Raw genomic sequence first — 10,725 nt, forward strand, 5'->3', positions numbered from 1 at the left:
GAGACCGATCATGCTCGTCCTGATCGGCATCCTGATCATCATCGCGGGCTTCCTGCTCCGCTTCAATCCGTTGCTCGTCATCATGGCCTCGGCGCTCGCGACCGGTCTTGCCGCAGGGCTCGACGTCACCGCGATCATCGCCGCCTTCGGCAAGGCGTTCAACGACACGCGCTATGTCTCGATCATCTGGATCGTCCTGCCCGTCATCGGCCTGCTCGAAGCCTATGGTCTGCAACAACATGCCCGCACGCTGATCGCGCGGATGAGGGGCGCGACGCTGGGGCGCCTTCTGACCGGCTATCTGCTGCTGCGTCAGGCGATGTCGGCGGCCGGGCTCACTTCGGTCGCGGGGCATGCGCAGACCGTGCGCCCGCTTGTCGCCCCGATGGCCGAGGCCGCCGCCGACGCGCAGAATCCCGCGCTCAGCGATGACCAGCGCGAGGAGGTCAAGGCCTATTCGGCCGCCACCGACAATGTCGGCCTGTTCTTCGGCGAGGACATCTTCCTCGCGATCGGCTCGATCCTGCTGATGAAGGGCGTGCTCGAAGGCTATGGCTACGTCATCGAGCCGCTGCACTTCTCGCTTTGGGCGATCCCGACCGCGATCGCCGCCTTCCTCATCCACGGCTTCCGGCTTCGCCGTCTCGAACGGCGCATGGCCGCACCGGCGGAGCGCGGCGCATGATCACGCTAGGCCATGTCTATATCCTCGCCGGCCTCGCCTTCGCGCTCTTCGCCGCGCTCGGTGCCCTTGATCGCAGCAACCCCAAGCGTTTCGGCAATGCCGCCTTCTGGGGCTTGCTCGCGCTGTCGATGCTCGCGGGCGACCGGCTCGGCGACTTCTACAACGGGCTGCTCGTCCTCGCGCTCGTCGCCATCGCCGGCGCCGGCCAGATCGGCCGCGCGCCCGGCGGCGAAGTTCCTGCCGAGGTGCAGGCCGAACGCGCCGCGAAATACAGCAATTTCCTCCTCCTCGTCGCATTGATCATCCCGGTGGTCGCGCTCGTCGGGACTTTTCTGTTCAGGGAAATTCCCGGCCTCGCCGATCCCAAGCAGGCGACACTCATCTCGCTCGCATTCGGCGTCCTTATCGCGCTCGCGGTCGGCATGGCGCGTCTTAAACCGCCTGCACTGCTCCCATTGCAACAGGGCCGCCGCCTGCTCGATTCGGTCGGCTGGGCGGCGATCCTGCCGCAGATGCTCGCCAGCCTCGGCGCGGTCTTCGCATTGGCCGGGGTCGGCGATGTCGTCGGCGGCCTGATCGGCACCGCCATCCCGCAGGGCAGCCTGTTCGGCGCGGTGCTCGCCTTCGGGCTCGGCATGGCGCTGTTCACGATGGTGATGGGCAACGCCTTCGCCGCCTTCCCGGTGATGCTTGCGGCGGTCGGCATGCCTTTGCTCATCAAGCAGTACGGCGGCGACCCCGCGGTGGTCGCGGCGATCGGCATGCTTGCGGGCTTCTGCGGCACGCTGATGACTCCGATGGCGGCGAACTTCAACCTCGTCCCCGCTGCCTTGCTCGAACTCAAAAACCCCTATGGGGTGATCAGGGCGCAGATCGGCACCGCGCTGCCGCTGCTGGCGGTCAACATCCTCTTCATCTACCTCTTCGCTTTTTGATCGTCATTGCGAGGAGCGAAGCGACGCGGCAATCCAGAGTGGCGTAATCCGCTCTGGATTGCTTCGCTGCGCTCGCAATGACGACTATGGGATTGCCATGAACCTCACCCCCGACCACGCCGCCCGCTTCGCGACCGCCACCCTCTCGCACCTCGGCCGCGAATATCCGTACAAGATGGACCATGTCCTCGCCGGCCCCGAGGATGCCCGGCACCCGCGCGATTTCCACCCGATCTTCCACGGCAGCTTCGACTGGCACAGCTGCGTCCATGGCTGGTGGCAGATCCTCCGCCTCGCGCGCCGCTTCCCCGATCTCCCGATCGCCGCCGACATCCGCGCCCGCGCCGATGCGATGCTCGTGCCCGACAAGGTCGCGGGTGAACTCGCTTACCTGTCGCGCCCCACGTCCTCCGGCTTCGAACGCCCTTATGGCTGGGCTTGGCTGCTCGCGCTCCATGCCGAGGCCGAGTGCCATAACGCCCCCTGGGCCGCCGCGCTCGCACCGCTCGCGCTCGCCTTCGCGCAGCGCTTCCACGCCTTCCTGCCCAAGCTCACCTATCCGCTGCGCGTCGGCACCCATTTCAACATCAGCTTTGCACTGACGCTGACGCATCATTGGGCGATGCACCGCGATGGTGACTTGCTGCTCCTCATCGAACAGAAGGCGCTCGACTGGTTCGAACTCGATCGAAATTGTCAGGCTTGGGAACCGGGTGGCGACGAGTTCCTTTCCCCTGCTCTGTGCGAAGCCATGTTGATGAGCCATGTTCTGGGGCGAAACGACTTCATCGACTGGTTCGGCAATTTCCTTCCGGAAGCCGATTGCGCGCGTCCAGGCCAGCTATTTGAACCGGCGTTCGTATCGGACCGCAGCGATGGCAAGATCGCCCATCTCGACGGCCTCAATCTCAGCCGCGCATGGTGCTGGCGGCGGATCGCCGACAGGCTTGGGCCAAATCCGATGACACCGCTTCTGGACGCCACGATAAATCGCCACCTCGACGCCGCCCTCCCGCACGTCACCGGCGACTATATGGGCGAACATTGGCTCGCGAGCTTCGCGCTGCTCGCGCTCGACGGGCTCTAGCCGCCCGTACCCAGCCAGCGCCGCATCGCGCGCATGTCGGCGACCTCGGCGTCCATCGCGTCGCCGCCGCGCTGGACCAGCCAGCGCCAGCCATGATCGGCCATACGCACCGGATAAGCGGGCCACACACGCCAGCTGTCGACCGGCACGCCCGCATAGTGCGCGACGATATGCCGCGGCGGAAAGGCGCGGCCCCAGGCAAAGGCCGCCTTGCCGCGCTTGCCCCCCGCCTCGGCGATCTGCGTCGCGAAACCGCGCTCGGCGCGCGCGCCCATGTCCTGCAGCATCAGCGCCTCGGCCGCCGCGACCAGCCGCTCGGGCAGCGGCGCCGGATCGGGATCATCGACCACCCGCGCCCCCATATATTTCGCCATCAGCGCGAACAGCAACCGCGCGCCACCCGTCCGTCCCTGCGCCGCCGCATCGGCCCAGAAGCGCGGCCAGTCGATCGCCGCCGTGTCGATCGCGGCGGCGAGGTCGCACAGCACCTGCGGCCCGGTGTCGAACGGCTGGCGGCCATAGGCCGCATGGACGACCAGATGCAGCAGGGTGTCGGTCGGATCGAGATAGGCGATCTCGACCGGCCCGGCTTTCGCCCGCACCCCCCGCGCCAGCAGCCCCGCCGTCGTCGCCGCGACCGCGTCGCGATCCTCACCGGGGACCGGGTTGGTCAGCCGCCAGTGCAGTTCGAACGCCACCTTTTGCGGCCCCCAGTGCAGTGGCGGCAGATGCTTGTGATGCGCGCGCGCATAGTCAATCGGCGTATGCGAAACCGGCCCCGGCACCGCCCCGGCCGCGATCATCGCCGCGTACAGGCGCACCGCATCCGCCTCGCCGAGCAGCAGGTCAATGTCGCGCATCGGGCGCAGCGCCGGCTGCGGATAGGCCTGCCAGGCAAGCCAGGCGCCCTTCAGCGCCGCATAGTCCAGCCCCTCGCGCCCGGCCAGCGCGCCCACCTCGCCCAGCGCCTGCTGCATCGCCAGCGCCCGCGCCGCCGCCGCCAGCCATCCGCGCGCCCAGCGCGCCTTCAGCGTCTCGGGCACCGGCCAGTCGCTCCCGCGCCCCGCCATCTGGCGGTGGAGCAGCGACGCCAGCCGGTGCTGCTTCGCCATGTCGCCGATCACCTCCCAGTCGGCGTCGGACAGCGCCGCGAGCGCCGCGCGGTCGGCGCCGCGCACATCGGCGAGCATGTCGAGCAACAGCCGTGCCAGCCCCGCGCGCGCCATCATTCGGCCGCCTCCGCCCGGGGTACGATCCGCCCGTCCTCGATCCGCACCAACTGGTCGGCCAGGTCGAGCATGGCCTGCCGGTGCCCGATGATCACCAGCGTCACCGCGCCGTGCAGTCCGGCGATCGCCTTGCGGATCGCCGCCTCGTTCGCGGGGTCGAGCGCGCTCGTCGGCTCGTCGAGCACCAGCAGTTCGGGCGACAGCAGCAGCGCCCGCGCCAGCGCGATCCGCTGGCGCTCACCGCCCGACAATGTTTGCCCGCGATCGCCGACCAGCGTGTCGATCCCCCGCGGCAGCGCAAAGACGAAATCGGCCGACGCTTTCGCCAGCGCCGCGCGCAACGCCGCCTCGTCGGCTTCCGGCGCCGCCCACAACAGATTGTCGCGGATGCTGCCGCCGAGCAGGAAGGGCTGCTGCTGGACATAGGCGACCGAACGCCGCCACAATTGCCGCGTCGGTCCCGCGATGACGACATCGTCGACGCGCATTTCGCCCGTGTCGGGCGACAGCAGCCCCATCAGGATGTCGGCCAGGCTGCTCTTGCCCGCGCCCGAAGGCCCGACGATCGCCGTCGTCGTGCGCGCCGGCAGCACTAGATCGATCTCGTGCAACGCGGCACCTTCGCGCCCGGCATAGGTGAAACCCGCGCCGCGCAGCGTCACCGCGCGCGCCAGCGCCAGCGGCGGCGCATCGGCGGGCGCGCTGGCTTCCGCCACCGACGCCGTCTCGCGGCGCAGCGCCTCGGTCTCGGCCATCGCCGCCGCGGCGTGCAGCCAGCTGTGCCAGCTTTGCTGAATCACCCCCAGCATCGGCACCAGCCGCGCAAAGACCAGCAGGATCGGCAGCATCGCCGCCAGCGGCAGTTTCAAGACCGCCAACCCGACATAGACGAGCGCCGCCAGCAACGCCCCGCCGCCCAGTTGCAGCGCGGTACGCCCGTGGCTCGCGCTTGCCGCATAATCGATCTGCTGCCCGCGCAGCGTCCTGAGCACTGAGGCAAAGCGCGCGCGCTGGCGCGCCTCGCCGCCCAGCATCTTGGTGATCCGCACCCCGTCGAACCCTTCGACGATCTCGGCCTGCAACCCCTTGTTCGCACCGCCGAGCAAGCGCCCGAGTTGCACCGCGCGGCGCCGGTGCCCGGCAAAGCCGAACAGGATCAGCGCCCCGCCCAGCGTCGCCACCAGCGCCACCTGCCAGGAAAGCAGATAGGCCGCCGCCAGATAGGCGATCGCGGTCACCAGCGTCGCCGCCAGCGTCATCAACTGCTGGAACGCCGCCCCGATCCGCCCGATGTCGGTGATCAACAGGCTGGCATGGTCCGATGCGCGCCGCGTCGCCAGCCAGCGCCACTCGGCCGACACCAGCCCCGCGAACAGGCTCTCGCGCATCCGGTCGACCAGCATGTGCTGCAGCTCGAGCGCCTTCATCGTCTGCGCATGTTTGACATAAGCGCGCAGCAACAGCAGCGCGAGGAAGACCAGCACCACCTGCCCCAGCGACACCGTGCCGACCAGGCCGTGCAGCAGCTCGCCGACCCGCCCCGGCGCGCGCATGCCGCCGGCGTCGACCAGCGCCAGCATCGGCACCAGCATCATGATGCCGACCCCCTCGGTCAGCGCTGCGGCGATCATCAAGGCCATCACCACGACCAGCTGGCGCCGGTCGGCGCTCGCCAGCATCGCGCCGAGCAGCGCGCGGGGCCGGATCGGAGCCACGGGTTCAGACAAAGGCCGCCACCTCGATCAGCGCCGGATCGACCGGATAACCGGCGATCCTTTGCCCCGACGCGTCGAGCCAGGCATGGGCGGGCGGCGTATCGGGATCGATCTTCACCGCCTCGCGGTGGTCGCGCCACACCCCCAGGTGCAGCGTCGCGGCGATCCCCCGGCGCTTCAGCATCGCGCGCGCCGCGATCGCCTGCGGCAGGCACACCGCCTCGACGGGCAGGCGCCCGGCGGCAAAGCGCACTGCCCAGCTCACCATCGTCGCGGCATCGTCGGGGCGTTCGCGCGGCGCCGGCGGTATCAGCGCGCCCGGCGAAACCGGCGTACCGAGCCAGCGCGCGACGCGGCGAAAGGGCAGCGTCGCAACCGCGATCCGCGCGCCGAGCAGCAATACACTCGCCTCGGCGACCAGCAACCCGCGCCGCCCGCCCAGCCGCCACGCGCTCGCCAGCTTGCGCCGCGCAAGGGCGATCCGCCCGGTCATGCGCCGAGGTCGACGAACAAATATCCCGCCGCATTGAGCCGGATCAGCAATTGCTCGAGTTCGCGGCGCGCGGCGTCGTCCAGCCCGGCGGCGAGCGCGTCGAAGGCAACATCGCCGTCGCTCGACAGCCGCCCGAGCACCGCACCGACCGCCACGCTGCACGGAAAGAAGTGCTCGCCGATCTCGATCCCATGGTCGCCGCTCACCGCATCGCGAACCGCCGCGAAGGCGCGCCGGCTCGCGGGGCGCAGCCGGCTGTCGCCGCCGATCCGCGCCATCTTGCCCGCCGCGAACTGCGGCAGGGTGAAGACCGGGCGCGCCACCGGCGCCGCGCGCTGCTCGGCCAGAAAGGCTTCGGGCGGATGCGCGGCGTGCAGCGCCTGCATCGCTTCGCCCAGGTCCCGCCAATAGGCGGCGGTCGCCTCGGCGCCGCGCGCCGTGGGCCAATCAGCGCGGAACAGCGGCGATCCGGTCGCCTTGCCGACCAGCCAGCGCAGATAATCCTGCCCCGTCGGTGGCGACAGCGCGATCGTCAGATGCAGGCTCGGCTCGTCGACCGGGGTCGCGACATGCCACCAGCCGCGCGGGATATAGAGGATCGCGCCCTCTTCCAATATCGCGTCATGGACCGGATCATCGCCCTCCGCGGGCGGCACCACGGTCTCGCCGCGCGCCGGGTGGTCGCGCGTCGGCCGCTGGACCCGCCAATGCTTGCGTCCCGCGACCTGCAGGATGATGACGTCGTGATGGTCCCAATGCAGGTCGAACCCATGGTCGGCGCGCCACCCCGCATACAGGTTGACGTTGCAACGCACGCCGAGTTCGTCCACCATCCGGTCGGCGAGCGCACCGATCCGCGCCACCATCTCGTCGACGAAGCTCAACACCAACGTCGCGCCCTGCGCCAACTGCGCGGTGACCGCGCCGGCATCGAGGCGGCGGTTCGGCCCTACCATATCGACGAATTTTTCGGCCGGCACGTTTTTCCCGGTTTTGACCAGTTGCAGGCGCGGCGGCTCCAGCCGCTGCGTCGCCAGGATATGGTTGATCTCGTCCCAGCCGATCAGCGCCGCGAAGCGCCCCGCCTGCCCCGGCCAGGCGCGAAACGCGCGGTTCCAATATTCCTCGAGGAATTCGCCGACGCTCAACGGGGCGACCAGCGCCGCCAGCGATGACGGCGTGGCATCGACGTCGCCGGATGGCGACAGAGCGCCAACCTCGACGGACGGCGACACGGCACCGGCGTCGCGGGTCATTTGCCCCTGATCCTGATCCGCCATCGAAACACTCCCCCGGGTCCGGCCGTGTCCCCACCGGCACCGCCACGATCTTAGCTAGCGCGCGCCAAAGGTTCAATGCGGCCCTGCGGCGCGAAGCATCTGTGTCCCAAAGCGAAATCGGGGTGACTTTACCCTTGTCGCGGGGCGCAACGCGCGCCAGAACGACCCGGCAATTGCGGGGGCAATTTTCATCCCATGGCCGTCATCGTCACAAAGCCTGCCAATGTCCGCGACCTCGGCCCGGTCGACGCGACCGCGCTCGCTGCACGTGTCGCCGCGATTTCGGAACGCGTCTGGGCCGGCGAGGACGCGCGCAAGGAAAATGACTTCGAGGTCTTCCACCACACGCGCCACATCATCTTCCGTTTCACCCCGGGCAATCGCGAACCCGAAGACCATTATGACAATCCGGCATGGATGGTCTGGCGGCCGCTGCTCCAGCCGGTGATGGACGCCGCGATCCGGCCCTATGGTTTCGCCGATCCCGCCTTTCCAAAGGCGATGCTCGCGCGCCTCCAGGCCGGGCAGAAAATCGACCTCCACCGTGACGGCGCCGGGTCGAACCTGCGCACCCACAAGATCCATGTGCCGCTCATCACCAATCCGGGGGCCTTTTTTCTCAGCGGCCCGAACCGCCACCATCTCGGCCTCGGCCATGCGTGGGAGGTCAACAATATCGCGTCGCACGGCGGGGTGAACGAAGGCGACGCCGACCGTATCCACTTCATCTTCGAAGTGTTCGACCGCGCCGCGCCGGCGCCATCGGGGGCCGGGGCCGAAGCCGCGACGACCGCATGACCCAGGGTCATTTTTACCGCCACTACGGCTTCACGCTGCGCTCGGACCTCGCGCTGCCACACCTGCTGCCCGGCGATGTCGTCGCCCCGGTCGACATCGAGATCCGCCTCGGTCCGATCGCCGATGACCGGCTGGCCGAGGCGATGCATTTTCGCAACTGGCGCGCCGAACCGGGCGAAATCCTGTTTCACGCCTTCGGCATCGGCCGGTTGCTGATCGCCGGCGGCACGTCGATCACCGTCGACCGCGAAGCCGGGGCGACCGATGCGGCGCTTGTCTCGATCATCCTCGGCACCGGCATTTCGGCGCTCCTGATGCAGCGCCGCATCCTGCCGATGCACGCCTGCTCGATCGCCAGCGACAGCGGTGCGATCCTCGTCATCGGACGCTCGGGCGCGGGCAAGTCGACGCTGCTCGGCGGGCTGATGGCGGCGGGCTGCACGATGCTGGCGGACGATGTCACCGGGGTCACCGTCGACGATGCCGGCGCGACTGCGATCCCCGCCTTTCCCGCGATGCGGCTGTGGACCGACAGCCTGTCGCTGCTCGACCGTGACGACGACGACAAGATCCAGGTTCGCGAGGATATCGAAAAATATTATGTCGCGGTCGACCGCTTTCGCAAAGACCCGATGCCGGTGCGCGCGGTGGTGCTGCTTCAATCGCACAGCGGAACCGGCGTCCTGACGCGCCCCGTGCTGATGGGCAACCGGGTCGAAGCGCTCGCCCGCTATGTCCATCGCAAGAAATTCCTGCGCGGCCTCGGTCTCCAGCCCTGGGGTTTCCACGCGGTGGTAAAGCTCGCCGGGTCGATCGACATGGTCGCGATCGGTCGCCCCGCGACCGGCGCGACCCCGGCGGGCATGGCCGATGCGGTGATCGAATATTTCGGCCTCTCCCCCGCGCTTCAGCCGACGCCATAGCGCGTCATGCCCGGCTCGATCGTCTGGCTCGCTTCCTATCCCAAATCGGGCAACACTTGGCTGCGCGCGATGCTCACCCACCTGCTCGCCGCGCCGGGCGATGATGTCTCCGTCAATGCGCTCGCCGGGGCGCCCGAGGGCGGCGACCGCCACGCGCTCGACGACGCCTGCGCCATTTCCTCGGCGGAGATGAAACCCGCCGAACTCTTGCCCTATCGCGCGCTGCTCCACCGCCAGATGGCGGCGGAGAATGCCGCGCCCTTCTTCGTTAAGACGCACGACCAATATGCGCTGGGGCCGGGCGACACCGCGCTCTTCCCCGCCGACGCCAGCCGCGCCGCGATCTACATCGTTCGCAATCCGCTCGACGTCGCCCTCTCCTTCGCACACCATAACCAGCAGGATGTCGACACGACGATCGCGCGGATGGCCGACGCCGATTCGACACTCAACCGGTGGCCCGACCGGATCAGCGATTTCCTGCCCGTCCATCTCGGCCGGTGGAGCGACCATGTCGCGGGCTGGACACAGCAGGATGCGATCCCGCTCTGCCTGCTGCGTTACGAGGATATGCTGACCGACCCCGCAGCCGCGCTTGCGCGCGCCGCCGCCGCCGCGGGCCTCGATGCTGCGCCCGCCGCGATTGCCGCCGCGGTCGCCGCGAGTCGTTTCGACCGGCTGCGCGATCGTGAGGCGATCGAGGGCTTTTCCGAAAAGCCCGCCAACATGCCCAACTTCTTTCGCGCCGGGCGCGCCGGCGAATGGCGCTCGGCGCTGACCGCCGCCCAGGTCACGCATATCGTCGCCGATCATCGCGGCCAGATGGCGGCGCTCGATTATCTTCCCGCGTCAATGGCTTGACGCGTGGCGGCGGCGCTCGCTATCGCATCTGCGGGGATTTTGGGGGGCAGGACATGACGGTCGCACTAACCGGCAACACCTTGATCACGCGCAATCCGTCGATACTCTTCAACGACTTCGACGACGGGCTGATGATGATGGACATCGACAGCGGCAATTATTTCGACGTCGACTCGGTCGGCGGACGGATCTGGGCCTTGCTCGATTCGCCGGCGACGCTCGACACCATCTGCGATTCGCTGGTCGCCGAATATGAAGTCGAACCCGGGACTTGTCGTACCGAAACCATTGGATTCGTCCAAGAACTTGCCGGCAAGGGGCTGGTCACGCTGCGTCCCTCCTAAACCATTGGTAGACGGGCCGTTTACCTTGACTGGTCAGCATTTTTGTCTCATCATGGCCAAGTAAATCGCCAGTCAGTGAAAAGCATCTGCGGGCGAACGGTGGGACCGATATCAAATAGGGGGGATTCTGATGACCAAGACCGTGGAAAAGCATGTGCCGCGCAAGGATTGGCAAAAGCCGGAACTGCGCTCGGTCGTGCCGGCGGCGCGTACGCGTGGCGGTGGCGGCGGCCCCAGCCCCGATCCGGACGATACCTTCTACGACGCGTCCTGATTCGCGCCACTCCAGTTCAGAGATGGAAATAGTGGTTTGGCCCTGCATCGCGGGGCCAAACTGCTTGCGCGTTAACTTGTCTGTGCGCTTGACGCTTTCGT

General features: G+C 68.3%; 12 protein-coding genes. 8 read left to right on the top strand and 4 right to left on the bottom strand.

The genetic code is table 11. The features are described from left to right. Positions 1-10 precede the first annotated feature (10 nt). The 3 genes from ASD67_RS04365 (at position 11) to ASD67_RS04375 (ending at position 2,707) form a co-directional block, all read left to right on the top strand. A complete protein-coding gene (locus ASD67_RS04365; RefSeq protein ID WP_056343942.1) occupies positions 11-685 on the top strand; it encodes a DUF969 domain-containing protein in 675 nt (224 codons plus the stop codon). After that, positions 682-1,620: a DUF979 domain-containing protein gene (locus ASD67_RS04370; protein WP_056343946.1), complete on the top strand. Its 939-nt coding sequence runs from the start codon at positions 682-684 to the stop codon at positions 1,618-1,620. The genes ASD67_RS04365 and ASD67_RS04370 overlap by 4 nt, the downstream gene beginning before the upstream one ends. A gap of 97 nt (positions 1,621-1,717) precedes the next feature. Then, a complete protein-coding gene (locus ASD67_RS04375) occupies positions 1,718-2,707 on the top strand; it encodes a DUF2891 domain-containing protein (protein WP_056343950.1) in 990 nt (329 codons plus the stop codon). Here the strand turns inward: ASD67_RS04375 and ASD67_RS04380 are convergent. The 4 genes from ASD67_RS04380 to ASD67_RS04395 are packed head-to-tail and all read right to left on the bottom strand — an operon-like array spanning position 2,704 to position 7,424. Continuing rightward, positions 2,704-3,936 (bottom strand): nucleotidyltransferase family protein, encoded by a 1,233-nt coding sequence (locus ASD67_RS04380; protein ID WP_056343953.1) that lies wholly within the window; start codon positions 3,934-3,936, stop codon positions 2,704-2,706. The two genes, ASD67_RS04375 and ASD67_RS04380, sit on opposite strands and share 4 nt — an antisense overlap. After that, a complete protein-coding gene (locus ASD67_RS04385; RefSeq protein WP_156377567.1) occupies positions 3,933-5,663 on the bottom strand; it encodes an ATP-binding cassette domain-containing protein in 1,731 nt (576 codons plus the stop codon). Before ASD67_RS04385 ends, ASD67_RS04380 begins: the two co-directional genes overlap by 4 nt. Next, positions 5,656-6,144 carry a lasso peptide biosynthesis B2 protein gene (locus tag ASD67_RS04390; RefSeq protein ID WP_056343956.1) on the bottom strand — a complete coding sequence of 163 codons (489 nt, stop codon included), beginning with the start codon at positions 6,142-6,144 and terminating at the stop codon, positions 5,656-5,658. Before ASD67_RS04390 ends, ASD67_RS04385 begins: the two co-directional genes overlap by 8 nt. Further along, on the bottom strand, positions 6,141-7,424 hold the full coding sequence (locus ASD67_RS04395; RefSeq protein WP_056343959.1) for a cupin domain-containing protein: 1,284 nt from the start codon (positions 7,422-7,424) through the stop codon (positions 6,141-6,143). The genes ASD67_RS04390 and ASD67_RS04395 overlap by 4 nt, the downstream gene beginning before the upstream one ends. A 195-nt stretch (positions 7,425-7,619) precedes the next feature. Here ASD67_RS04395 and ASD67_RS04400 point away from each other — a divergent pair, with 195 nt between their 5' ends. The 5 genes from ASD67_RS04400 (at position 7,620) to ASD67_RS22905 (ending at position 10,624) form a co-directional block, all read left to right on the top strand. Beyond that, a complete protein-coding gene (locus ASD67_RS04400) occupies positions 7,620-8,222 on the top strand; it encodes an aspartyl/asparaginyl beta-hydroxylase domain-containing protein (RefSeq protein ID WP_056343962.1) in 603 nt (200 codons plus the stop codon). Continuing rightward, positions 8,219-9,145: a hypothetical protein gene (locus tag ASD67_RS04405; protein WP_056343965.1), complete on the top strand. Its 927-nt coding sequence runs from the start codon at positions 8,219-8,221 to the stop codon at positions 9,143-9,145. The genes ASD67_RS04400 and ASD67_RS04405 overlap by 4 nt, the downstream gene beginning before the upstream one ends. 6 nt (positions 9,146-9,151) lie before the next feature. Then, positions 9,152-10,006: a sulfotransferase domain-containing protein gene (locus ASD67_RS04410; protein ID WP_056343968.1), complete on the top strand. Its 855-nt coding sequence runs from the start codon at positions 9,152-9,154 to the stop codon at positions 10,004-10,006. A gap of 53 nt (positions 10,007-10,059) precedes the next feature. Beyond that, a complete protein-coding gene (locus tag ASD67_RS04415) occupies positions 10,060-10,350 on the top strand; it encodes a PqqD family peptide modification chaperone (protein ID WP_056343972.1) in 291 nt (96 codons plus the stop codon). A gap of 130 nt (positions 10,351-10,480) precedes the next feature. Beyond that, complete coding sequence (locus ASD67_RS22905; protein WP_156377568.1) at positions 10,481-10,624, top strand: hypothetical protein; 144 nt, start codon at positions 10,481-10,483, stop codon at positions 10,622-10,624. The last annotated feature ends 101 nt before the right edge of the window (positions 10,625-10,725 follow it).

The sequence above is a fragment of the Sphingopyxis sp. Root1497 genome, from assembly GCF_001427085.1.
Lineage (GTDB): Bacteria > Pseudomonadota > Alphaproteobacteria > Sphingomonadales > Sphingomonadaceae > Sphingopyxis.